Origin of the sequence: Pedobacter sp. Leaf41, from assembly GCF_001422545.1 — a bacterium.
In the GTDB taxonomy this organism is placed as follows: Bacteria; Bacteroidota; Bacteroidia; order Sphingobacteriales; family Sphingobacteriaceae; genus Pedobacter.
This window is the reverse complement of the sequence record NZ_LMLE01000008.1, coordinates 228,326-252,954: the sequence shown is the minus strand read 5'-3', so window position 1 is coordinate 252,954 and position 24,629 is coordinate 228,326. Positions and strand designations below refer to the sequence as shown.

The following is a 24,629-nucleotide window of genomic DNA, read 5'->3' as shown; positions in this document are numbered from 1 at the left end:
GATATTGCGCTATAAAAATGTTGCCTAATTTATTAGCGGTAGGTTTAACATATTGAACTAAAATTAACGGAAAATTTGCCTAAGCAGTAACAACTCCCCTCCTGTTTTAGAAGGGGCAAGGGGGTGGTAACTTAGCAACCTACATTAATGTTATCTCAAGACCTGCAGGTTTCTATTAGGTAAACCTAACAGAAGCGAAAACTCTTTTAATAAGCAGTGACCCTAAATGCCCTGTCATTGCAAGGTAAGAAGCGATCCTATAACAATCGCTATTAATCTGGCGCTTTAAGATCGCTTCGTTCCTCGCAATGACGTCTACATTAAAACCATATATTCAAAATTTATATTTATTTTAATCATTATAGTTTTTGACTATACCGTCATCGATAAATACAATTAACAAATACCAGATCCAGGTTGATTTGGAGTTGTTTTCGCCGTACCTTTGCGCTATAAAATTAAGACAAAAATTATGGCAATAGTAGGTAAAAAATTTCCGAGTGTTAGTATTGATGCAATGTCAGACATGGGTGATGACTTGAAAATCAATGTATTTGAAGAGGCTGTAAATAAGAATAGCAAGGTGTTATTGTTCTGGTATCCAAAAGATTTTACTTTTGTTTGCCCTACAGAATTACATGCTTTCCAAGCTGCTTTACCTGAGTTCGAAAAAAGAAATACAATTGTAATTGGTGCATCTTGCGATACTAACGAAGTTCACTTCGCATGGTTAAATACACCGAAAGATAACGGCGGAATTGAAGGTGTTACATACCCGATTTTAGCTGATACCCACAGACAATTATCAGGAATTTTAGATATTTTAGATCAGGAAGTTAACTACGATGAAGAAGGAAATGAATCATTCTCTGGCTCAAATGTTTCTTTCAGAGCAACTTACTTAATCGACGAAACTGGTAAAGTTTTCCACGAAAGTGTTAACGATATGCCATTAGGCAGAAACGTGAAAGAATATTTGCGTTTAATTGACGCTTATGCGCACGTTCAAAAACACGGCGAAGTTTGTCCTGCAAACTGGGAAGAAGGAAAAGAAGCAATGAACGCAAACAGAACCGGCGTTGCTGAATATTTAGCTGCTAACTAATTAAATAAAACGTTATGTTTTTAGAATTGACAGAAGATAATCTTCAACAGTATTTGTCCGATAACTCGAAAGTTATGGTTCAGTATGCTGCATCTTGGTGCGGTAACTGCAGAATCATGAAACCGAAGTTTAAAAAACTGGCTGCTGAAAATGAAGACGTAGCTTTCTTAATTGTTGATGCCGAAAAACTTCCAAATTCACGCAAATTTGCAAACGTTGATAATTTACCAACTTTTGCAGCTTTCGAAGGCGGTAATTTGGTAGATCAGGTACAAACCAACAAAGCGGAAGGTTTAATTGAACTTTTTAACAAGATTAAGTAATGAAAATTCCGGTTATAAGACAATTATTTCAAAATACCACTACTGCTCAATTGGAAACCACTTTAGAAGTTTTAGAGGCTTTCTGTGAGTTTAGAGGGGTTAGCGAGCACGAAGTTGATGTTGCTGGCGAAATGATTACCAATATTTGTGGTGCGCTTGAGGTACACCAGATGGTAAGCGATGGTGCGGCTGAAAAAGATGCACTTAACGCTTTCGGTCAAAAAGTAATGGGCTCGATTGATAGATAGTTTTCTAATCAGGCTCTTTAAAATATCAAACCCTTTGTGTTTTCGCAAAGGGTTTTTTTGTTTTTGGGCGCAACGCCCTTGCTTGATTTTCTTCACCTACTCCGTCATGCTTTCCCGGAAATTCGCGATCAGAATCTTCCCGGCTTTGCCGCTTTGCCATTAAGACCCCGAAAGAAGTTCAGGGTGACGACCGTTCATATTTATATCAATTTGAGTTGCATGGGGAATCTCTTACCATAATTGTGTGATCGCTGAACGTTACTTTTCTTCAACTATTTTAGGGATTCTTCACTGCGTTCAGAATGACAAGTTCAAAAAAAGGTCTGTGAAAGACACAGACCTTGCTAACTAAAACTTATATTTCCTTAAATGCCTTATATGTTAAGCAAATTTGCTTCAAAATCTACGAGGTTTACAAAATCTCTTAAGCCAAATTCCTACCGGCATTTACAATACCGAAAACCGTTCTAACCGCTAATTTTTCCAAAGCTGTTTGGTCCTTTTCATTTTGATCATGCTGCAATTTTTCCAAAGCGAAATGTTGAATTAAAACCAACGGTAAAATGATTTTCTCGCGGGTAGCGATAGATTTTTTATCCACAGGATAATTTGCCATTAAAGTTTCTTGCCCTGATAGTTTTAAAAGCATCTCTTTGGTTAATTCAAATTCATGATGTAGTTGAGCCCAGAAAGCGCCAAAAGTTTTATCATTGGCTAAATGAGCTGTAATAACGAAGTCTGATTTGCTCATGCTCATCATGCAGTTATCCACAATGGTTTTTAAATAATCAGAATCTTCGTAAACCTTAACTACTTTACTCCAATTGCCCGCTTTCTCCTGGTTTTTCATAGCTGTTCCCATTCCGTAAAAGCCAGGAACATTTTGCTTCAGCATACTCCAGGCGGTAACAAAACTAATCGCTCTCAAATCTTCGAGCTTCATTTCCCCGCCACCGTTTCTTTTAACTGGTCGGCTGCTAATATTTGCCTGTGAAAGTAGTTTCAAAGGGGAAAGTTTTTCGAGATAACTCACAAAAAGCGGATGCTCACGTAGATCGACGAAAGCCTTGTATCCATCATCGGCCATTTCATCAAGCAAGGCCTTATTTTCAGGATCTAACAAAACATTGTGTTTCTCTTTTAATCCAGACGAAATACCCGCATTGATTAATTGTTCGATATTAAATTCTGCACTTTCAATTGAACCATACTGCGAACTGATGGTTTGTCCCTGAACGGTTAACTGTATGTTTTTATTGGCAATTTCTTTTCCCATTGAAGCGTAGAAACGGTGCGTTTTACCCCCACCACGAGAAGGCGGACCACCGCGACCATCAAAGAATGCCAGCTGAATATTATGTTTTTTAGAAACCTCAGAAAGTGAAGTTTTACCATTGAAAATTGACCAATTTGCCATTAGATAACCACCGTCTTTGGTACTGTCAGAATAACCGAGCATAATGTCTTGCTTATTTCCACGGTTAGCCAAATGCGCTTTGTAAAACGGGTTGCTATACAGCGTATCCATAATTACTGCAGCACCTTTCAAATCGTTAACGGTTTCAAAGAGTGGCACAAAATCAATGGTGAGGTTGTCTTTGCTCCAGCCATTCCAAAGGAAAAGCTCAATCAACTGTAAAATGTCGCTGGCTTGCTGGCAATTACTAATGATAAATCGATGGCAAGCTTTTTCTCCATTCCGTCTCTGAATGCCCTTAATTTCTTTGATGGTTTGAATGGTATCTTCAATCAAAGCATCTCCTTCACTAGCATAAACAGGCTTTGCTTCTTTAAAAGAGATAAGTTTTAGTTTTTCGATCTCTGATAATTGATCGTAATTTTTAGGGTATAAAGATGATATTGGCTTATTTTGACGGCAATAAGCATGAACGCTTCTCAATACCCTGCTATCCTGACGAATGTCTAATGAGGCAAAATAATTACCGTATAAATCAATTTTGCGGATTAAATCGTTAACTAAATCAACAAATAAACCTTCGTGCTCTTGCAAAAGCGTATCCTTAATTTTATTTAGGTTTTCGCGTAACTCATCAGAAATATCATGCAGTTCGCAGCTTTGATCAAAAGCATTCTGATAAAGCACATCATGTAATTTCGAAATATTTTCTTCTACACCTCTAAAGGTAATGCGGCGTTTAATTACTCTAAAATCACGATAGTAACAACGGAACAGGATTTGCCGCAACATCTTGGAAACCTCCAGCGTCGTATCAGCATGGATGTTTGGATTGCCATCTCTATCCCCGCCTGGCCAGAACCCTAGCTCCAAAATCTTCTTAGTTTCAAGATTATATTCGTCTAAATTTTGGTCGATCTCCTCTTGAATGTTTGCCGCAGCGAAGTAAAAGGTATTTTCTAAAAACCAGGCAAGATTTAGAGCTTCATCAACCGGAGTTGGCGATTTCTTATTGAAAAATGGTGTCTTACCGAGTTGTTGCAGCAAAGAATTCATTGCCGTAATATCGTTATCACGAATAGCTTTGGTTAAGTCAGTAATAATTGCCAGAACATTACCAGGATAAAATTGAGTGGGGTGAGCCGTTAAAACCAAACGTAGCGATAACTCATCGATAAGCTTTTCAATTTTGGCCAACATGGGCTTATTGTCCGCATTCTTTTTTAAAATGAAAGCGAGCGTACTTTGCTCATCTGTAGTGTTTAACTTCGTAAATGAGGCATCTTCAACGGCATCAAAAAGCACAACCTGGCGCTCTATGTATTGAATAAAGCGGAATAGTAAATCGATAATGTCTTTCCTATCCGTATAACTTGTAAACTTGGCGAAAAACTCTTCGATAATTTGAGCTGGCTTCTGGCCGTTTTCTATCCCTTCTTCGCAACTTTTAAAAAATAGGGGCAATAATGTTCCGGTATCCTTTATTTTATAAAATGGAAGGGTTAAAAACAAACTATTAAAGAGTTCGAATTTTGAGATAACCTCATTATTAAAAATTGATTCTCGTTGTGTTGTTAAACGAAGTTTTGGCATAGCTTAAACAATAGTTTTGTATACGGTAATACTACAAAAAATGCATAAGGTATTAAAATTCTAGGGCTTACAATTTGGATAATTATAGAATAATTTTTAATTTTAGAATCTTATTTGGCTACTATGTAGCCATGTAAGAACATTTGCAATGTTTAAGGGCATTGCATTGATTGTTAATTTTTTGGGTTAAAACAGCCGATGTAATAAAATACACCGGCTGTTTTTGTTTTCTGACATTTTTTACGCCACTTGTTTGCCAATTTTAGTGTGCATCGGTAACAATATTTGCGTTTTTCTTAAATTTTTGCAGATATAAGAGTGGGATCGAGAACAACATAATTAATCCTGCAACCCAGTAAGCATCATTATAAGTGAGCAACATCGTCTGTTTAATCACGGTTCCTTCAATTGCTTTCATTGCCATCAATTTAGCATCAATGAAGGATGAGCCTTTGGCCATAAAACCACTCGTTAAGGCATTCAATTTTTGAATAAATGCAGGGTTATATTCGTTAATGTTGGCAAGTAAAGTACTTCTATGAAAACCAGAACGAATGTGGATTAATGTTGTTAAAGCAGCAATACCGAATGATCCACCTAATTGCCTGCTCATGTTATTCAAGCCCGATCCTTGTCCAATTTCAGCACCAGATAAATCCTGCATCGCCAGGGTGGTTAATGGAACGAATAACAAGGCCATTCCAAATCCTCTGATTACCAGTGGCCAGAAAAAATCTCCTGTTCCTGATGCCAGGGTAGAATTGCTCAACATCCAACAGAAAACGAAGAATAAAAACATTCCTCCTGTTGCCATAAATTGTGCTGGTACACCTTTTTTAAGCATAATACCAATAAAAGGCATCATGGCAATGGTACAAATACCGCCAGCAATGAAAAGCTTTCCGGTTTGTAAAGGGGTAAACCCTAACAAGTTTTGGGCAAAAACTGGAAACACGAAAACGGAACCATATAAACCAAATCCTAAAATAAAGGATGTGAACATCCCGATGGAGAAACTTCGCTTTTTCATAATCCGAAGATTCACAATAGGGTGATCGGTGGCAGTTTCACGCCAGATGAATAATAATAACCCAAAAACCGATACTACCGCTAATGCTGTTATGTATGGAGTAGAAAACCAATCTTCACTTTCGCCTTTTTCCAATACGGTTTGTAAACTACCTACCGCTACGGCGAGTAAGGCTATTCCCCACCAATCGACTGGTTTACCCTGCCCATCTTTCGGCGTCTCTCGAATAAATGTGTAGGTACAGTAGGCGGCGAGTATCCCGACAGGAATATTTACGTAGAAAATCCAAGGCCAATCGGCAATTTCTAAAATGTAACCACCAATGGTTGGGCCAACGGTTGGACCAACAACAGCTCCTAAGCCAAACAAGGCCGTTGCAATACCCACATCTTCGCGAGGCCAGGTTTCTATCAAAATGGCTTGTGCGGTTGAAATTAAACCTCCCCCGGCTACACCTTGTAAAATCCTAAATAAAATTAGCTCATTTAATGATGTGGCATTACCGCACAAAAATGAAACGAGTGTAAAAACAATGATAGAGGTTAAGAAATAATTTTTACGCCCAAAACGGCTTCCCAACCAACCCGACATGGGTAGGATGATTACATTCGCAACGGCGTAACCAGTAGATAGCCAGGCGATATCCTCCAGGGTAGCGCCCAAGTTTCCCTGTATTTGTGGGATGGCCACATTCACAATGGTTGTATCAATCAGCTCCAGTAAAGAAGCGGTGATCACTGTGAATGTGATAATCCATTTTTTTAAACCTACTTCGGCCATTTTGATATTAATTAGTAGAAACCGAAGCTTTAACGCTCATTCCTGGGCGTAGTTTAGCTAACATTTCTTTTGATGGATGAATTTTAATTTTTACCGGAATACGCTGAACAACTTTTACAAAGTTACCTGTAGCATTGTCAGGAGGCAATAACGAACCTTTTGCGCCAGTAATTGGTGAAAAATTATAAACCTCCCCTTCAATTTTCTCTTCTGGATAGGCATCAACTTCAATCTCAACTTTTGATCCTGTTTTAATTTTCTCCAACTGCGTTTCTTTAAAGTTTGCCGTTACATAAATACTTCCATCGTTTACTACAGCAAATAACGACTGCCCTGGCTGAATAAGCTGTCCTTTTTGAACATTCTTTTTAGATACAATACCGCTTGCAGGCGCTTTGATATCAGTATATGATAGTTGTAGTTTTGCAAAATCAATATCACTTTGGCGCTGACTAATTACATTGCTGCTTACCGCTAATTGCGATTGAGTAGTTCCAACCTGTTTAACCGCAGCCTGATATTGATCTACCGCAGCACGATAAGCTGCCTGAGCAGATTCTTGAGTCGCTTTAGCTTGATCAAATGCCTGTTGCGTAATGGAACCATCTTTTACCAAATTTGCATAACGGGCAAAATCTTTGTTTGCTAAGTTCAATTTCACTTTCGCTGCATCAACATTTGCTTTTGCAGTACTTGTATTTGCCTGTGTTGCGATAATTTGCGATTGAGCAACACCTACCCCGGCATTAGCGCCTTTCTGTCCCGCTTGTGCCTGTTCTAATTTAACTTTGTAATCGGCATCATCAAGTTTAACCAGAATTTGCCCTTCTGTAACATGAGTGTTTTCTTCAAAATTGATATCCTTTACATAACCGCCAACGCGGGCAACAACAGGACTGATATCTCCGTCTATTTGGGCATCGTCGGTATCAACGTGTTTGCTAAAATAAGTCCATTCTTTGATACCAAATATGATACCTATAACTAGTAAAACACCTAAAATAATAGGTACTACTAAATTCTTTTTTTTCTTCTCAGTTGTCATTGCTGTATTTATTGCGTTATTTTTCCTGTTGATTTTAGTAAAGTATAGTAAGCCAAGCCAGCGTCGGCTTTTGCTATTTCTAAGTTTATTTTTGCCTGATATAATAAAGTTTCAGCATCAATTCTATCGGTAACTGAAGCCACATTATTTTTATATTTCGAAGCCAATAACTTATCGTTTTCGGTAGCTTGAGCAATAGAGGTTTCCAACACCTGAATCTTGTTCATTGCTACCTGATAGTTTTGAAAGTTTTTATTGATGTCTGTTTTTACATTGTCTGATAAAATATCTTTCTGGATAGAAATTTCGCTCTGCTGAATTTTAGCTTCACTCACTTTATTTCTGTTTGTCCATAGGCTACCAATATTCCATGAAACGGTTGCACCCACAGTTACTGGTAACAAATATTGATTTACTGGCGGGATAAAACTGCCACTCGGATTGATGTAATACAAATTCGCACCTACGCCAACGGTTGGTAAAGTATTGGCTTTAATGGTTTTGATGTTATAATCGGCTACTTTATTCTGAACATCAAGTTGTTTTAACTCCTGGCGATTTGCCATAGCCAGATTAATGTAATCGGCCAGCGAACTTGCTGTTTTCAAACCTGCTGATGGATCTACAATTTTAACTTCAGTATCTTCAGGCAAGCCCAACAAAATATCGAGATTATAGTTAATTACCTTGCGATTGCTTTCTATGTCCATTTGCGTAAGCGTTACATTTGCCTGTTGCAACTGGAAACGCAATACATCGTTTTTAGTCACAATGCCCTGCTCAAAGAAACGTTGCGCCTGTTTAATTTGTGCTGCAATTGATTCTAAATTTTGCTGAACCACTTTTTTGCTTTGCTCAATTTTGTACAGGTTATAGTAAGTGTTAATTACCGCATAAGTAATCTCCTCTTTGCTTTTATCAGCATCCAAACGGGCAACATCGGCTAATAATTTGGTCGATTCTTTTGCGTATTTTAGCTTTCCGCCTCCATATACCAGCTCCTGTACGGCTGCAGTACCTACAAACGCATCGGCTCTGCGGGGTAAATTAAAGGCAGTTGTACCTTCTCCTAAACTAAAAGTATGCGTTGGTATTTCGGCATGATTGTACATAAAGCTGGCATTGGCCGTTGGAAGTACATTGTCTTTTACCACTTCCAATTGCGCTACCGCCTGGTCTATTTTGTTTTGGGAAAGTTTTAGGTTTTTACTATTGGCAATGCCAAGTTCAATAGCTTGATTGATGGTTAACTCCTTTGAGCTTTGAGCAAATAAGGCCGCAGGAATTAATGATGCCGCAAGCATTAATCTAATCGATTTGGGTATCATTTTTTTGATGTTAAATAAACTGTTACAAGGTTTTGCAAATGGGCGATTACTCGCTCTTTAATAATTTTGTTCTCTTTCGGGTTAGATAAGTCAATGGCTTTATCTTTAGAAATTTTATGTGGAGCAATAACAACGTTTGTTAAGGTTCCCATAATGGTGGCAATAATCATCCTTACATCAACATTGCCGAAACTTCCATCCTCAATTCCATCTATAATAATCCTGTCCAGAAGCGACATGTTTCTACTCATCGCATTTTTAATCTTATCATACATATCTGGCCGTTGAGTAAGGGAAAGCTCTCTATGCATCATTTTGTGAAATGCAATGTTCGAAAATATCCTGTTTGCATAACCTTCAATCACTTTGTGCAATTTTTCTAAGGCCGATATTTTATCTTCATTAATAATCTTTAATTGAGAGGCGAAACCCTCAATGCGATTATTCATTATTTCTATAAAAACTCCTTCTTTCGACCCGAAATAATAATTGATCATTGCCATGTTGGCTCCAGATTCCTTCGAAATCTGCCTGGTTGACGTGCCCTCATATCCTGTTTCGCAAAACAGTTTTTCGGCTGCATCCAGAATGGCTTGTTTTTTATCTACTTTTTCTGTCTTCATCTTTTGATGGCACAAAATTAATCAATCGTTTGATTAACTTCCAAATGTAATGCTACTTCTTTTACATTATCTTGATAAAAGCTTAATTTTAAGGCTATAAAAATGCGCTATGAGAAAAAAGACATCCCTGCTTGTTTTAATGTTGTTTATTATTTTTTCATTATTCTCCTTTCGGGATAAAAATCCGGAGCAAAGCTGGATCAGGATTAACCTGCTCGGTTATCCGGTAAACGGATCAAAGGTGGCGGTTTGGGCTAGTAAATCCGATCAAACTCCTGCCTTGTTTGAGTTGATAGATGAAAAAACTAAAAAGGTTGTTTACACCTCGCTTAACGTTAAACCGTTTGGCGCCTATGGTCCTTTCAAACAAACGGCACGAATTAATTTTTCTGGCTTTGATAAACCAGGGAGGTTTTACATCAAAGCCGATGGCGTTTTATCACCGCTAGTTATTATTAATGATGATGTTTACAAAGGGGCGGCCGATTTTTGTCTTCGTTACATGCGCCAGCAAAGGAGTGGCTTTAATCCCTATTTAAAAGATAGCTGCCATACCCACGATGGTTTTTCGCTATATGGCGCTAAAGCTGGAATAAAAGATAGTACCCATTTCGATGCTTCTGGCGGCTGGCATGATGCGAGTGATTATCTCCAATATTCCACCACTTCGGCCAATGCCACTTATCATTTACTGATGGCCTATCGGGATTTTCCTGCTGTTTTTACCGATGAAAAACAGGCCAATGGTTTAGATGGAAAAAACGGCAAAGCCGATGTTTTGGACGAGGCAAAATGGGGATTGGATTGGCTGTTAAAAATGCATCCAAAGAAAAAAGTAATGTTTAACCAGTTGGCTGATGACCGTGACCATATTTCGATGAGGATTCCGAAAGAAGATAGCCAATACGGAAAGGGCTTTGAACGCCCGCTATATTTCATCAATGGTGAACCGCAGCAACGTGGCAAATTTTTGAATGCCACAACGGGAACAAGTTCTACCGCAGCAAAGTTCGCCAGCGCTTTCAATTTAGGCGCAAAGTTATTCAAGGGTACCGATCAGAAATACTCGGTTCTGCTTGCCAGGAAGGCGAACTCGGCATTGAGTTTCGCATTGCAAAAACCTGGTGTTACACAAACTGCATCTGTTAAATCGCCTTATATTTATGCGGAAGACAATTGGGTTGACGATATGGAACTGGCTTTGGCTTCAGTTGGCTTTGCAAAGTCAGATTTAAAAGCATCTAAGTCGGCCTTAGCTTACGCCGACCGCGAAAAAGTAACACCCTGGTTAGCTAAAGATACTGCAGCACATTATCAATATTATCCTTTCGTCAACCTCGGTCATTATGAACTTGCGAAACAACTCACCGGTGCAGAAAGACAGAAAATTGAAAGCTATTATAAGGAAGGAATCGAGCAAGTTTGGGCAAGGGCAAAAACAAATGCCTTTTATCGGGGCGTCCCTTTTATCTGGTGTAGCAATAATTTAACCGTGGCCTTTGCCATGCAATGTAAATGGTATGAAGAATTAACGGGAGATAATGAGTTTACTACACTGGAACAAGCTAACTTCGATTGGATTTTTGGTTGTAATCCATGGGGAACAAGCATGGTTTATGGTTTACCCAACTGGGGTGATACACCAGCAGACCCACATTCGGCATTTACCCTTTTAAAAAATTATCCTATCGACGGAGGTTTAGTTGATGGCCCGGTTTACACCAACATCTATAATAGTTTAATTGGCATCAAATTATCAGAGGCTGATGAATATGCCGAATTTCAAAGCGACTTAGCTGTTTACCACGACGATTATGGTGATTACAGTACCAATGAACCCACCATGGATGGTACGGCTTCGTTAATTTACCTGCTGGCGGCAAAAGAAACTCAGGCGAAAACAGCCAGCAACAAAACCTATAGCTTAGGGGCTAATGTTCGCGGAGATTCGACTTTGAAAAAGGTTTCGCTGGTGTTTACAGGTGATGAATTTGCTGATGGAGGAGAGAAAATACTCCAAACGCTAAAGGATGAAAATATAAAAGCATCGTTCTTTCTGACCGGAAATTTTTATAGAAACCCGAAGTTTAAATCACTAATAAAAAGATTAAAGTCTGCCGGGCATTATCTGGGAGCGCATTCGGATAAACATTTGCTTTATTGCGATTGGAAAAATCGCGACAGCCTACTTGTTACCAAAAAACAATTTGATGAAGATTTGGATGCAAATTACGCAGCCATGGCTAGTTTTGGGATTAAGGAAAGGGATGCATTGTATTTTCTTCCTCCATACGAATGGTACAATGAAAAGATAACCAGCTGGACCCGTTTAAAAGGCTTGCAGCTTGTCAACTTTACACCAGGAACGCGATCCAATGCAGATTACACCTTTCCTGAAATGAACTCAAGTTATCGTACAACAGAAGAGATCTATAAATCCATTACCAACTTCAATGAACAAAAGGCCAATGGATTAAACGGATTTTATTTGTTGTTACACATTGGCACTGTTGCCAAAAGAAAGGATAAGTTTTACGACCGCCTGCCCGACTTAATCCGCTATTTGAAAAAAGATGGCTACCAGTTAAGTAGAATTGACAATTAATTATGAATATTGATAATCATAGAAGAACCAAATTTTAAAATAAATATTAACTTTGCCTCCAAATAACAAAAAACATGAGTGTACAAGAAAACAGCAGCAATAATTTCAACTGGTTATATTATGCTTTAGGTTTATTCTTCGGAATTTTAACTGGAGCTGTAATTACGCAGAACTATATTTTCGCATTATTAGGTGGCGTTTTGGGTTTGTTAACTGCAGGCTTATTTTTAAATGCTATAGTAAAAGGCAGAAAATACTAATCCATCCCGAATTAGTTTAACATTACTAACTCATACAGCAAATGAAAAGAATATTCATTGTTGTTTTCGCTCTTTTGTGCTTCGGAGTAAAAGCTCAAGAAAGTTCCTCAAATGAGGTTAAGTTTCCGGCGGCAGATCCGAGTCCGGCAGATATAGTTTACTTTCCTTTAAATGCTCCAAAAGCGAAGGATGCCACTAAACCGGTAATCAAAATCGTTTATTCTCGCCCACAACGAAAAGGTCGTGATATTTTTGGTGTTTTAGAGCAGTACGGAAAGGTTTGGCGTTTCGGGGCTAATGAAAATACCGAAGTTCAATTTTTCAAAAAAGTAACTATTGGAGGTAAAAAAATAAAAGCTGGCACATATAGTTTGTTTGCGATTCCAAATAAAGACAGCTGGACAATTATTGTAAACAGCCAAACCGATAAATGGGGCGCTTTTTCTTATGATGAAACAAAGGATGTTGTAAGGACAAATGTACCTGTTAAGGCATTAGCAAAACCAATAGAATACTTTTCGTTAACTTTTATTGCAAAGGAAGGTGGCGCAAATCTAATTATCGGCTGGGATAAAACCCAGGCAGAGCTGCCAATAACGTTTTGGAATAAATATTGATAAAATATCAAAGCCCCGACTAAGATCGGGGCTTTTTTTTCAATCCGAATGAAGCTTTAAAAATTTACTTTTTTGCTGCACATCTAACCAAAATGAATATAATTCCTTTCCAAAACCATCAACCCTAAATGGGCGCTGTTTTTACGCATTACCCATGTAAGGATCACTTGTAGTAATTTGCCCGGTTTCTATCTTCCCTGAATAACGATGTTTAAAAATCGAATTGCCTATGTTGATGATGCTGAGATCGTACCAATTGCCATTTTTTGAAAGGTTAGATACCAAATTGGTGGTGGCTTTTGGCTTAAGCAAAACAGTTCTGGTGGCGGTCTTGTATTTGTTATCGATAATTTGAATGCTTACTGCGCTTGAACTTCTGTTTTCGATAGAAAAAATCAAATTACCGGTTAACTTTTTGCTCACCAATCCACTTTGTTCAGGCATTGCTTTTATCACTATCTGCGGGTTTTGTTTATTACCTGTAAAGTGCCTGTAAAAACCATTCGGACCAGTAATTCGGAAATCGTATACACCATTATCAAAGTCTTCAATATTAATTTTTTCTGATAATTTATCTCCTGATTTAACGGCGTAAGCCCAGACTTTTCCTTTAACGCCTTTGAAACTTTCGCTAGTAATCATTGTAAAAGGTACACCAACAGTTTCGGTTTCATTTCCAAAAAGCGATTTTGCAGATTGAAAAGTGAGCTCTACCTCACTGTTTACCAAAGAAGCATCTGCATTTATTTGATAAGGAAGTGCGCAAGCAGGTTTTGTTCCCTGTTCTTGCTTCGGCGCATGTATGGAAGTTTGGCTTGAAAAAGCTTCGAACTTGTTAATTTTCGCGATATCATTTTTGTTTAAAGCAGTTGGGCCAACTTGTGCCGGTTTATTTTTTGCATTACCAATCTTTGCGACTACGGCTTCGCGATTTAATGGTTCTGGCGATTTAATTTCCTCTCCATTGTAGGGCCGAAAAGCCGATGTTAAATCGCCACAAATGTTTCGCCTCCAATCGCTAATATTATTGCTTTTGATGTTTTTCCCTGTCTTTTTACTTAACCACTTCTCCATAAACATTAAAGAAGAGGTATGATCAAAAACCTGCGAATTTACAAATCCGCCTTTACTCCAGGGTGAGGCAATAACCATGGGCACACGGTAGCCCAAGCCAATCGGACTGCTTTTTCTTCCCTCAAAATCTGTTGCGTAATTTATCCCTTCAGATACCTTTCCGGTTGACTTGTCATCTGGATTTGGCACCACGAATGGAGGTTGATGATCAAAATAACCATCATTCTCATCATAGGTTAAAACGAAAATAGTTTTCTTCCACACTTCAGGGTTTTTGGTTAAAATATCCAGCGCTTCACTTACATACCAGGTGCCATAAAGCGGCGAACTCGTATGGTCTGAAAAACGCTGAGGCGCCACCAACCAGGAAACCGCAGGAAGTTTTCCGCTATCAACATCTTTTCTAAATTGATGAAAAATATCGCCTTTCGGAATATTTATCGTTTCAGATTTTCCTTCATCGTTAGTGAATGTGAATGGCACTAATTCCAAATAATCTTTCTTGTTAATGTTTGTTTGGAAAGCCTTATCAATCAGGTTTTTTTCCCGCTGGGATAATTTATCATATTTTGCCTGCACTTCTTCGGGAGTTAATGCCGGTGTAACCGTCTTATCGCCATTTTTTCTGAAATATGCAGAAAGCTTAACATTGTGCCTTTTTACATATTCAACAGGGTTATCGCCATAGTTGCCCAACCAGTCATCAACCTCACCCTCCGGAAGTTTTGAAGTCCAAAGTTCATTTTGATAGATACGCCAATCAACACCGTTATCTTCTAAAGTTTCCTGAAAGGTTGGCCAGTCTACAAATACGTTATTATGCGATTCCGCCTGGTCATTATTTACTACCGCCACGCGGTTTGCGCTTTTCTCTCCCCTAATTGTCCCTGTAAAAAAGAATAATCTATTAGGTGTTGTTCCTGTTAGAGATGAACAAAAATGTTGGTCGCAAACGGTAAATGCATCAGCCAAAGCATAGTAAAAAGGGATGTCATTTCTATCATAATAAGATAACGTCATCGCCGATTTAACAGGAAACCACTTATCATAACGCCCTCCGTTTCGGGCTGCAACCTGATCGTTCCAGGAGTGAGGTAAACCACCCTGCCAGGTAATTTTCGTTTTGTTGATATCAACGTGAAAAGGCGCATAAGTGTAACCTTGCCCGTCCTTTTGCAGCCAGACTTTATTACCATCGGGCTGGATGTGCGGATGAGGATCATTAAAGCCACGTACCCCTTTCATTTTACCAAACATGTGGTCGAAGGAACGGTTTTCCTGCATTAAAAATACGATGTGCTCGGCATCGTAAAAAGTACTACCAGGTTCGGCATTTATTGCCATAGCCTTTAACACCGAGCTGGGCAAGGCATCAGCCATACCCGTAGCCCCAGCGAACAATGCCGCCTTTTTTAAAAATTCTCTACGTGAGCCCATAAATTATACCAATATAGCTTAGATACTGCAAGTTATGAATAAGTAGCGAGTCTGTTAGCGGGAGTCTTAATTCTTGATGTAAAAAACTTATGAACGCAATTTGTGTAAATATTATTTAAAACCCTATTTCTGGTAAACCCTCACATAATCCACTTTCATCGTTGCTGGAAAAATAGCATCATCAACTCCGTTTTTTCCTCCCCAATTTCCGCCAACAGCTAAATTCAAAATCACATGAAAGTTTTGATCAAATGGCCAATCGGCAGGACCTTTACCTGTATTTTTGAAGGTTAAATATTTTTGATCATCTACAAAAAATTCAATTCTGTCTTTAAACCACTCTACCGCGTAAATATGATAAGCATTGTAAGGATTTATCTTTACGCCTTTGCCTACCTGAGTTTTAAGTACGTGATTAAATTTCTCAGTGTGTACCGTTCCATAAACACTATCGGGCTCATAACCTACATGCTCCATAATGTCTATTTCCCCACTTTTAGGCCAACCACCGTATTTCCAATCGGTAGGAAGTGCCCAAATAGCCGGCCACAAACCCCTTCCTTTTGGCAACATTGCCCGCACCTCTACCCTGCCATATTTGAAATCAAATTTATTTTTACTCACCAATCTGGCTGATGTGTATTTATTGGTTTCTTTATCTGCTTTAACTGCAGTGATGTTCAAACTTCCTTTAACATTTTTGGCGTTGGCAGTATCAGCCTCGGTATAGTATTGAAGCTCGTTATTTCCCCATCCTTTTCCACCAACGTCATAACCCCAATTTTTGCTTAGCGGCAAGCCTTTGTCATCAAATTCATCTGCCCACTTTAACTTCCAACCTAATGCAACTGGTGCTTTTTTTATTTCTTCAAAAGTCAATTCTGGCTCGTTTGTAGTTATATAATCAACATTGTGCGCCAATAACCATTGCATTTCTGGAGCAGTGTTTACTGTCCAGGCATTTACTGTTAAGCCTAATTTGTGTGCATTTTCTATCCAGCCATCTTTTTGATAGATGCTATAGTGGTAATCAACGCCAGTCAGTTTGTCGGCCTTCATTTGTTCAGCGCTGATCTCTCCTCTCAGGTAAGCTACTTTTGCTTTTGGAAGAACCTCCAGAATGCGTTTGCAATAATCATAGTCGAAACTAATATATTCTGTCCAATCTAAAACTCCTACTTTTTTAACCATATCGATACAGGCATTAGTAAGCTCAATACCTCGTTCTTTGCTAACTAGCGATGGTTTTATTTCTAGAATCAATTTGGTTGTTTTTTGTTTCTTACCTTCTTTTAGGTAAGCTTCTAAAGTTGGGATTTTCTCGCCATTGCTCATGGTTTTGGTTAAAAGTTCTTCATATTTAACCTTCTCAATTGTCAAACCTTGAAATTCACCATCGTGGTTTACAACAAGTACTTTATCGGCGGTCATCCATACATCGAATTCCGAACCATAACAACCTAATCTCACTGCTTCATTCAGGGATGCAATGGAATTTTCGGGAAATTTATTTTTTTTCCATGCACCGCGATGTGCAATCACCTGATTTTTATTCCAGTTAAATTTTTGGGCAAAAGAGGTGGTAAAAATAAATACCATGCTTGTTAAAATAAGTGCTCGTTTCATATTTGGGGTGATTGTACAAAAAATCAAAAGTAGATTTTTATTGGAATACCAGTTTAAAATCTATGTAACCTTTGTATTAATTATCCAAGATAAATATTTTTAGATTAATCGTGCCGATGGCTAAAGCCGAACGGAAATGAAAAACCACCCCTTCCCGCTCCTTGAAATAAGGAAGGGATTGAATTGTTCTTGTTAAATATTGAAACCAATATTTAAGTGGGTGGGTTAACCCATAAGGCCAATGATAGATTTAAAAATTGCCTTTGCAGATACCGCTCTCTTTCTAAAATAGAAGGGGTTTTGGGTGGATGTTACGCCAAAAGCAACAAACTTTATTAAATAAACCCGATTGCCGCGAATCCCGATTCTTCATCGAGAGCAGCAAAAAGCGGGACTGAAAACCTCCATGAAACACTACACATTGTTTTCCAAACCTTTATTATATCTTTCAAATAAACAATTTGAAATAAACGCGTTACCTTAATGGGGTTTCTTTTAATTGATGGGAACAATTTTTACATTTACGTTGATATGGTAAGCAATAATTACAACGATTTGTTGAGGAAGATAGATGAATTTATCCGTAAATTTTATTTAAATAAGATTTTACGTGGTGCCATTTATGCCGCCGCAATATTGCTCGGTTTGTATTTGCTTGTTTTCTTAAGTCTATATTATCTAAACCCAACTGCAGGCTTAAAAACTTTTATTTTCTTCGCTTACTTATTACTGGGCTTACTATTGATAGGTTTTTTAATTATAAAACCTCTGCTCTCGATGTTGAAATTAGGCAAACATCTGTCTTTCGACGAAGCTTCAGTAATTATTGGGAACCACTTTTCCGATATTAAGGACAAGCTTTTAAATACTTTACAACTCCATAAACTTTCCGAAAATTTGCCAGAAAATAATCAGTTAATTATGGCGAGCATCGATCAGAAAATTCTGGAGTTGAAACCCGTACCATTTTATACCGCCGTTCGGATAAACGATAATCGGAAATACTTGAAATACCTGTTCGTTCCGCTTTCTATTATTTTATTAATTGCCCTGATTGCACCTGCCATTCTTCGCGAGGGAACCAATAGTTTCTTCAAATATGATGAATACATTGCTCCGAATGCACCTTTTAGTTTCACGGTTTTGAACAAAAATCTAGCTGTTACGCAGGGCGATGATGTAACGATAAATTTGAAATTGGCTGGTAATGAATTGCCTGCCGAAGTCTATGTTGAAGATGGAAAAAACACTTATAAACTTAAGAAGGAAACCCTCAGCCAGTTCAATTACAACATTAAAAATATTCAGAGTGATAAAAAACTGATTTTTAAAGGCGGCGGATTTAGTTCTTCAGTTTTTATGGTGACCGTGAAGCCTCGTCCGGAGTTATTGAATGCATCGGCAACTTTAAATTATCCATCTTACTTAGGCAAAAAAGCTGAGGTGATTGCTAACGTTGGCGATATCCTTCTACCCGAAGGAACTCGTGTGACCTGGAGTTTCAAAACCGGCCAAAGCAATTCGCTGCTATTTACGCTAAATGGTAAAGAAATTGTGTTGAAGGTGGATGATGATGAATCAGCATTTAATGCCACGATCCGCAATAATTCAAAATATAGCATTAGCCCAAAAAATGATTTTGTAACGCTTTCGGATTCTCTATCTCATCAAATTACGGTAATTAAAGATCAATCTCCAGCTATTCAAATCGAGGAAAAGCCCGATTCAATTAGCAATAAAGCCATTTATTTCAGTGGACAGGTTACGGATGACTATGGTTTTAGTAGATTGAGTTTTAAGTATAACATTAGGGAAAACAATAAGGTAATTAGTACGGTCAGCAAAAATATCTCTATCAAAACCAATATAACTGAAAATAGATTTTTCTTCTTCTGGGATTTAAAATCGGCATTGGCAAAGCCTGGCCAAGAAATAGAATATTATTTTGAAGTAGCTGATAATGATGGTGTTAATGGCTCAAAAATTACCCGTTCGGAGATTAAAACATTTAAGCAGCCTACAAAAAAAGAAACAGCTGAGCAAGTAAGCGCTAACAGCCAGGCGTTAAAGCAAAAAGTACAATCGGCTATTCGTTTAGCCAATACTGTCGAAAAAGAGAGTAAAAAAGTTGCCGAAAGCTTAATCGATAAAAAGCAGATCTCATTTGAAGATAAAAAGCAAATTGAGGCTTTGCTGGATAAACAAAAACAACTGGATGAGGCAGTGAAACAAATTAAAGAGCAAAACGATAAAAATATTCAGCAGCAGGAAGACCAATTGCAAACAGAAGAGCTTTTGGAGAAGCAAAAGCAGATTAAGGATTTATTTGATCATGTATTGGATGAAAAAACAAAGGAGCTTTTGAAGAAACTTCAAAACCTAATGAATGAGAAAAATAAAGACCAAACGCAAAATGAACTTTCAAAGATGCAATTGGATAATAAAACGCTCAAAAATGAACTCGACAGAATTTTAGAACTTTACAAACAGCTAGAATTTGAGCAAAACTTGCAAAACGACATCGATCGTTTAAATGAATTGGCTAAAGAGCAAAAGGCACTGAGCAAGGAAACGGTTGATAAAAAGCAAGATAACGAATCGCTTAAACAAAAGCAGAATGCCTTAAATAAGGAAATGAAGGATTTAAAGGATGATTTGAAGAAACTGGAAGACAAAAATCAGTCGTTAGAAAAACCTAATCCCTTCGAAAACCCTGAAAAAGAGCTGCAGGATATTGAAAAAGATCAACAAGATAGTAAGGATGCGCTAGATAAAAAAGATTCGAAAGGCGCTAGTCAGAAGCAACAAAAAGCTGGTGAGCAGATGGAAAAACTTTCGAAAAAAATGAGCGAAATGCAGCAGCAAGGCGAGGAAATGGAAAACAACCTAAATGCGAAAGAGTTACGTAAGCTCCTTGAAAACTTGCTGAATACTTCTTTTGAGCAGGAAAAGGTGATGTTAACTTTAAAAAAAATGACTTCAGCTGATCCATCCTATATTGGCAACGTTCAAAAGCAACGCAGCATTAAAGATAACCTGAAAACCATCGCTGACAGTTTGTACGCGTTGAGTAAGCGTGTTCCTCAAATTGAATCGACGGTGAACGAGGAGATGAATAAGATTAATTTCAATGTTGATAAAAGTTTGGAAAGTCTTGGCGAGCGAAGAACTCCAGAGGCCAATCGCTATCAGCAGTATACCATGACATCAATTAACAATTTGAGTTTGATGTTGAGTGAGGCTTTGAATCAATTGCAGAACATGCAAAAAAACGCGAAGCCTGGAAGTGGCAAAAAACAGAAACAGGGTATGAAGCAGCTCTCGCAAATGCAGGAGCAGCTAAATAAAAGTATGCAAAAGGTTCGTGAGCAGATGCAAAAATCTGGGGGTAATCAAGGCAAGGCGGGCAAAGGCGAAATGAGCCAGGAGTTTGGAAAAATGGCACAGCAACAGCAGATGATTCGCCAGGCTTTGGAAAAAATCAACCGTGAAGAAAATAAAAACGGTTCGGGAAAAATGGGCAATCTAAATGAGGCCATTAAGGAAATGAAGCAAACAGAAAGCGACTTGGTGAATAAACGTTTACAGCAAGAAACCTTAAATAGACAGAAAGACTTGTTAACCAAGCTTTTGGAAGCAGAAAAAGCAGAACGCGACCAGGAAGAGGATTCAAAACGAGAGAGTAAAGCAGCGAAGGAATTTCCACCATCTTACCAAAAAATGGTTGATGACTTTAAAAAGCAACAACAAAATGGAAACGATATGTTGCAGAAATTGCCTCCTGGTTTGAATTATTATTATAAAAATAAAATCGCCGAATATTTGAAATCATTGAATATGGTGAGGTAGGATAAATCAATCCCTCATGTTTAATTCATTTCAGCATCGAAATGTAGAAAGACCCTGAAATGAATTCAGTATGACAGCCTCATGCATAACTTCTATTCTCCCCTAATTTTTATTTCTTAAATTTGCGGCTTTAAACATATCCACATGCCTGCAATTTCATTTTTTACAGAATCGGTTACTTACAATCTTCCTCAAAAACTTAAGGTTAAGAAATGGATTAAAGCAACGATTGAAAAGGAGGGCTTTAGATTACAGGAACTCAATTTCATTTTCTGCAGCGATGAATATTTACTAGGTATTAACCAACAGTATTTAAATCACGACACTTATACTGATATTATTACTTTCGACAACTCTGATGAGGAAAAGTTGATTGTCAGTGATATTTTCATCAGCATTGAACGTGTAAAAGAAAATGCAAAAACTTTCAAAACAACAGAATTTGATGAAGTTTGCCGCATCATGATCCATGGAACTTTGCACTTACTGGGCTATAAAGACAAGGGTAAAGCAGCAAAAACGCTAATGACACAAAAAGAAAATGAATATTTAAGCTTCAGAGTAGATTTAAATTTTCTATAAATAACAATACCAAAGGAGAATCACTTTTTTGTACCAGGATTTTGGCAGAGTTTCCTCCATATTTATTGATGCTAACTCCTGTACAATCCACGTCAAATGATTTACCTTTCCAGGCTCTTGATGTAACCTTGTAACAGCTCGAACTTGCATCTTCTATCAAATACGGAAATATGGTCTACGGCCATTTAGCTCCATTAAATACCAAATATTTTGTTGGTTGAGGTAGATCTACCATATCCATCATTTGATATACTTTATCTTCAAACCTAGTAGCCGTGTAAATTTTATCAACTTGAGCATGTTGAAGGTATGCCGTATCAAAGCTTAGGTTTTTATATTCGAATGATTTCAGCTTTTTAATCTGGCCAACAACTAATTTACCAAGTACAAATCTATAGACCTTATTCCCGTCTCTATCGGCGTCAAAAATTAGTGTATTATTTTTAAAATTTACTGGATGTGCCCTTCTTCCTTGAACTTTATCCATTGTGGCAAATATTTGGGAGCCATTTTTTACAAAATATAGTATTCTAAGGCTGTTACTTCATTAACTATGATCGTAGAATAAACTCGTAAAAGCTCTCCGGGCTTTATAAATTTTGATGGTCGGTTCATAATATGATAGTTGTTGGTTTTTACAATTTACCGAAAATTTAGAATAAAATAAACATCTACTGTTGGCCCAGGAAAGAAGCGTGAAGACGCACTCCCTTTTTGACAGCAACCATTTTCAAATAATTTTTTCTGTTCGTCTGATAGTTAACAGTGTTGGTCGATAAATTACCCATGCTGGTATATTTCTGGCTATTCAGCTGCAACAATACAATCAGAATGTAGTCTTATATTAAAATGAAAGCTCAGGATTTTCAATATAAAATATAAGATAAGGAATTAATCCTTTCAAAAGATAAAGTTTAGTTTTAGTTAATGATTGAAGCAGCGGCGGAGCGATTCCAGTCGCTGTTTTCGTTTTTTGCAATTCATGTAGCAACTCCTTTATGATCTCTTATTTCATCGGTTTGCAATTCACCAGCTAATTACATATCAATATTTTGCCATTTTTGATTGATACATAGCTGCTTTGAGATATCTATACAACCTACCAAATATTTTATCCTTACTTTTGCACTAATTTTCCTTTATAAAACCGAAATACAAAAAAATTGAGCACACTAATTGCGGCAGAAGGCTTAGGTCATGGTTATCATGATGAATGGCTATTTAAAAATTTAACCCTTGGTATCAACTCTGGTCAGCGGGTAGCGTTGGTTGGAATTAACGGCGCTGGTAAGAGTACACTTTTAAAATTATTAGCAGAAAGGTTCCCTCCGCTCGAAGGCAAAATTGTTAAAAATAAAGCAGTTAAAATCGGCTTTTTGGATCAGGAACCACAGTTCACTGAAGGTTTCTCTATAAGCGACCATATTTTTTCTCTAGAAAATAAACAGCAACAGCTGATTAAGGAGTATGAGGAATTAATTGAGGATCCAAATCCCGACGAGAAAACGCTTAATCGTTTATATGAAGAACTGAGCGAACACAATGCCTGGGAATATGAACATGAAATAAAAACCATTTTGAATAGAATGGGGATTACTCATCTTCAACAAAAAATAGCAACTCTTTCTGGCGGACAAAAGAAACGTTTAGCTTTAGCAAAGCTATTAATTGAAGATCCTGAAATTTTAGTGTTAGATGAGCCAACCAATCATTTGGATATTGACACGATTGAATGGTTAGAAAAACTCCTAACTACAGGACAAAAAACCATCCTTCTGGTTACACACGATAGGTACTTTCTAGATAATGTGTGCAATACAATAGTCGAATTAGACCGGGGTAAGATTTTTAATTATAATGGGAATTATGCTTACTATCTGGAGAAGAAATCAGAAAGAGAAGCGCTTGATGCTACTGTTCAACATAAGAATCAGCAGCTATTGAAGAAAGAATTAGAGTGGATGAGACGCATGCCACAGGCTCGTGCAACGAAGTCTAACGCTAGGATTAATGCTTTTTATGATTTGGAGGAAAAAACAAAGAAAAAGTCTGACAATCAGACTATTAACCTCCAAATGAAAATGTCTCGTCAGGGTGGTAAAATTATCGAGATCGATCACATAGCTAAGTCTTTCGATGGTCGTCCAATTATTAATGATTTTAGCTATACCTTTAAAAAAGGAGACAGAATCGGTTTAGCAGGTAAAAACGGCACTGGAAAATCTACTTTATTAAATATAATTACTAGCCAATTAGCACCAGATGCAGGAACAGTTGATACTGGTGAAACGACAGTTTTTGGTTATTACAAACAAGGAGGTTTAGCTTTCGATCCTAAAGAACGGGTAATTGATATTGTGAAATCAGACGCTGAGTATATTAAGATGGCTGATGGATCTGTTATTACTGCTTCTGCCCTACTAACGCTTTTCCTCTTCCCGCCTAAGAAACAACATGGCATGGTTGAAAAATTAAGTGGTGGTGAGAAGAAGCGTTTGAACTTGATGAAGGTTTTAATGCAAAATCCTAACTTCTTAATTTTGGATGAACCAACAAACGATCTGGATATTGATACTCTAAATGTACTTGAGGAATTTTTAGAAAACTTTCCTGGTATTCTAATGCTAGTTTCTCATGATAGATACTTGTTAGACAAGATGAGTGATCAGCTATTTATTATGGAAGGTGAAGGGGTAGTAAAAATATATAATGGCAACTATTCTGAGTATCGTTTAAGTTTAGAACAACCTAAAACAAAAATCGAAGTCAAAAAAACCTCCAGCCCTATCGCTGCTGAAGTTCCACTTAAAAGCGTCAAAAAATTGAGTTTCAAAGAACAAAAGGAACTTGATGAATGCGAAAAAGGGATGGCAGATGCAGAAATTAAAATAGCTGAATTGACAAAAAGTTTACTAAAAATAACTGCTTCAGATTATGTTAAAATTCAGGAAATTTCGGATGAAATTGAAAAGCTAAAAATTAAGCAAGATGGTTATACAATGCGTTGGTTAGAATTATCAGAGTAAAAAAGATAATTTTATAGTCGTTCCTTCAGTATGTTTCACGTGGAACATTTTGATCGCTGCT

The 24,629-nt window shown here is 37.6% G+C and carries 17 protein-coding genes; 9 read left to right on the top strand and 8 right to left on the bottom strand.

What is annotated here, in order from left to right:
- The first annotated feature begins 472 nt into the window (after nt 1-472).
- The 3 genes from ASE92_RS13460 to ASE92_RS13450 are packed head-to-tail and all read left to right on the top strand — an operon-like array spanning nt 473 to nt 1,676.
- Entirely contained in the window at nt 473-1,105 is a 633-nt protein-coding gene (locus ASE92_RS13460) for a peroxiredoxin (protein ID WP_025141704.1), read from the top strand.
- 14 nt (nt 1,106-1,119) lie between these two features.
- Nucleotides 1,120-1,428: a co-chaperone YbbN gene (locus ASE92_RS13455; protein WP_056850628.1), complete on the top strand. Its 309-nt coding sequence runs from the start codon at nt 1,120-1,122 to the stop codon at nt 1,426-1,428.
- Entirely contained in the window at nt 1,428-1,676 is a 249-nt protein-coding gene (locus ASE92_RS13450; RefSeq protein ID WP_056850627.1) for a hypothetical protein, read from the top strand. Before ASE92_RS13455 ends, ASE92_RS13450 begins: the two co-directional genes overlap by 1 nt.
- A gap of 424 nt (nt 1,677-2,100) precedes the next feature.
- On the opposite strand, the gene ASE92_RS13445 is transcribed toward ASE92_RS13450, so the two are convergent.
- The 5 genes from ASE92_RS13445 to ASE92_RS13425 form a co-directional block, all read right to left on the bottom strand.
- Nucleotides 2,101-4,686, bottom strand: a complete 2,586-nt coding sequence (locus ASE92_RS13445) for a phosphoenolpyruvate carboxylase (RefSeq protein WP_056850626.1) — start codon at nt 4,684-4,686, stop codon at nt 2,101-2,103.
- 262 nt (nt 4,687-4,948) lie between these two features.
- Nucleotides 4,949-6,496 (bottom strand): DHA2 family efflux MFS transporter permease subunit, encoded by a 1,548-nt coding sequence (locus ASE92_RS13440; RefSeq protein WP_056850625.1) that lies wholly within the window; start codon nt 6,494-6,496, stop codon nt 4,949-4,951.
- A gap of 7 nt (nt 6,497-6,503) precedes the next feature.
- A complete protein-coding gene (locus tag ASE92_RS13435; RefSeq protein ID WP_056850624.1) occupies nt 6,504-7,541 on the bottom strand; it encodes an HlyD family secretion protein in 1,038 nt (345 codons plus the stop codon).
- 8 nt (nt 7,542-7,549) lie between these two features.
- Nucleotides 7,550-8,869, bottom strand: coding sequence for a TolC family protein (locus tag ASE92_RS13430; RefSeq protein WP_056850623.1), 1,320 nt, complete (start codon nt 8,867-8,869; stop codon nt 7,550-7,552).
- Nucleotides 8,866-9,492 carry a TetR/AcrR family transcriptional regulator gene (locus ASE92_RS13425; protein ID WP_056850622.1) on the bottom strand — a complete coding sequence of 209 codons (627 nt, stop codon included), beginning with the start codon at nt 9,490-9,492 and terminating at the stop codon, nt 8,866-8,868. The genes ASE92_RS13430 and ASE92_RS13425 overlap by 4 nt, the downstream gene beginning before the upstream one ends.
- A 109-nt stretch (nt 9,493-9,601) precedes the next feature.
- On the opposite strand from ASE92_RS13425, the gene ASE92_RS13420 reads away from it, so the two are divergent.
- The 3 genes from ASE92_RS13420 to ASE92_RS13410 all read left to right on the top strand — a co-directional run bounded on the left by ASE92_RS13420 (nt 9,602) and on the right by ASE92_RS13410 (nt 12,974).
- Nucleotides 9,602-12,097, top strand: coding sequence for a glycoside hydrolase family 9 protein (locus ASE92_RS13420; RefSeq protein ID WP_056850621.1), 2,496 nt, complete (start codon nt 9,602-9,604; stop codon nt 12,095-12,097).
- Nucleotides 12,098-12,171: 74 nt separating this feature from the next.
- Nucleotides 12,172-12,357, top strand: a complete 186-nt coding sequence (locus ASE92_RS13415) for a hypothetical protein (protein ID WP_056850620.1) — start codon at nt 12,172-12,174, stop codon at nt 12,355-12,357.
- Nucleotides 12,358-12,398: 41 nt separating this feature from the next.
- On the top strand, nt 12,399-12,974 hold the full coding sequence (locus tag ASE92_RS13410; RefSeq protein WP_056850619.1) for a DUF2911 domain-containing protein: 576 nt from the start codon (nt 12,399-12,401) through the stop codon (nt 12,972-12,974).
- A 141-nt stretch (nt 12,975-13,115) separates the two neighbouring features.
- Here ASE92_RS13410 and ASE92_RS13405 read toward each other — a convergent pair whose 3' ends face one another.
- Both ASE92_RS13405 and ASE92_RS13400 read right to left on the bottom strand, forming a co-directional pair.
- Nucleotides 13,116-15,485, bottom strand: coding sequence for a phosphocholine-specific phospholipase C (locus ASE92_RS13405; protein WP_056850618.1), 2,370 nt, complete (start codon nt 15,483-15,485; stop codon nt 13,116-13,118).
- 123 nt (nt 15,486-15,608) lie between these two features.
- Nucleotides 15,609-17,111: a family 16 glycosylhydrolase gene (locus tag ASE92_RS13400; RefSeq protein WP_056850617.1), complete on the bottom strand. Its 1,503-nt coding sequence runs from the start codon at nt 17,109-17,111 to the stop codon at nt 15,609-15,611.
- A gap of 483 nt (nt 17,112-17,594) precedes the next feature.
- Between ASE92_RS13400 and ASE92_RS13395 the strand changes: the two genes are divergently transcribed.
- Together ASE92_RS13395 and ybeY are read left to right on the top strand one after the other, a co-directional pair.
- A complete protein-coding gene (locus tag ASE92_RS13395) occupies nt 17,595-20,960 on the top strand; it encodes a DUF4175 family protein (RefSeq protein WP_235527372.1) in 3,366 nt (1,121 codons plus the stop codon).
- 144 nt (nt 20,961-21,104) lie between these two features.
- The gene (gene ybeY, locus ASE92_RS13390) at nt 21,105-21,542 is read left to right on the top strand and encodes an rRNA maturation RNase YbeY (RefSeq protein WP_056850616.1); all 438 of its coding nucleotides are present in this window, start codon (nt 21,105-21,107) and stop codon (nt 21,540-21,542) included.
- Nucleotides 21,543-21,717: 175 nt separating this feature from the next.
- On the opposite strand, the gene ASE92_RS13385 is transcribed toward ybeY, so the two are convergent.
- Nucleotides 21,718-22,029: a hypothetical protein gene (locus tag ASE92_RS13385; protein WP_056850615.1), complete on the bottom strand. Its 312-nt coding sequence runs from the start codon at nt 22,027-22,029 to the stop codon at nt 21,718-21,720.
- Nucleotides 22,030-22,705: 676 nt separating this feature from the next.
- Between ASE92_RS13385 and ASE92_RS13380 the strand changes: the two genes are divergently transcribed.
- Nucleotides 22,706-24,568 (top strand): ABC-F family ATP-binding cassette domain-containing protein, encoded by a 1,863-nt coding sequence (locus ASE92_RS13380; RefSeq protein WP_056850614.1) that lies wholly within the window; start codon nt 22,706-22,708, stop codon nt 24,566-24,568.
- Nucleotides 24,569-24,629: the final 61 nt, after the last annotated feature.

Bases quoted from the DNA above. Each gene is read 5' to 3' on its own strand.
- ASE92_RS13460 (WP_025141704.1), top strand. From the start codon at position 473: ATGGCAATAGTAGGTAAAAAATTTCCGAGTGTTAGTATTGATGCAATG.
- ASE92_RS13455 (WP_056850628.1), top strand. From the start codon at position 1,120: ATGTTTTTAGAATTGACAGAAGATAATCTTCAACAGTATTTGTCCGAT.
- ASE92_RS13450 (WP_056850627.1), top strand. From the start codon at position 1,428: ATGAAAATTCCGGTTATAAGACAATTATTTCAAAATACCACTACTGCT.
- ASE92_RS13445 (WP_056850626.1), bottom strand. From the start codon at position 4,686: ATGCCAAAACTTCGTTTAACAACACAACGAGAATCAATTTTTAATAAT.
- ASE92_RS13440 (WP_056850625.1), bottom strand. From the start codon at position 6,496: ATGGCCGAAGTAGGTTTAAAAAAATGGATTATCACATTCACAGTGATC.
- ASE92_RS13435 (WP_056850624.1), bottom strand. From the start codon at position 7,541: ATGACAACTGAGAAGAAAAAAAAGAATTTAGTAGTACCTATTATTTTA.
- ASE92_RS13430 (WP_056850623.1), bottom strand. From the start codon at position 8,869: ATGATACCCAAATCGATTAGATTAATGCTTGCGGCATCATTAATTCCT.
- ASE92_RS13425 (WP_056850622.1), bottom strand. From the start codon at position 9,492: ATGAAGACAGAAAAAGTAGATAAAAAACAAGCCATTCTGGATGCAGCC.
- ASE92_RS13420 (WP_056850621.1), top strand. From the start codon at position 9,602: ATGAGAAAAAAGACATCCCTGCTTGTTTTAATGTTGTTTATTATTTTT.
- ASE92_RS13415 (WP_056850620.1), top strand. From the start codon at position 12,172: ATGAGTGTACAAGAAAACAGCAGCAATAATTTCAACTGGTTATATTAT.
- ASE92_RS13410 (WP_056850619.1), top strand. From the start codon at position 12,399: ATGAAAAGAATATTCATTGTTGTTTTCGCTCTTTTGTGCTTCGGAGTA.
- ASE92_RS13405 (WP_056850618.1), bottom strand. From the start codon at position 15,485: ATGGGCTCACGTAGAGAATTTTTAAAAAAGGCGGCATTGTTCGCTGGG.
- ASE92_RS13400 (WP_056850617.1), bottom strand. From the start codon at position 17,111: ATGAAACGAGCACTTATTTTAACAAGCATGGTATTTATTTTTACCACC.
- ASE92_RS13395 (WP_235527372.1), top strand. From the start codon at position 17,595: ATGGGGTTTCTTTTAATTGATGGGAACAATTTTTACATTTACGTTGAT.
- ybeY (WP_056850616.1), top strand. From the start codon at position 21,105: ATGCCTGCAATTTCATTTTTTACAGAATCGGTTACTTACAATCTTCCT.
- ASE92_RS13385 (WP_056850615.1), bottom strand. From the start codon at position 22,029: ATGGATAAAGTTCAAGGAAGAAGGGCACATCCAGTAAATTTTAAAAAT.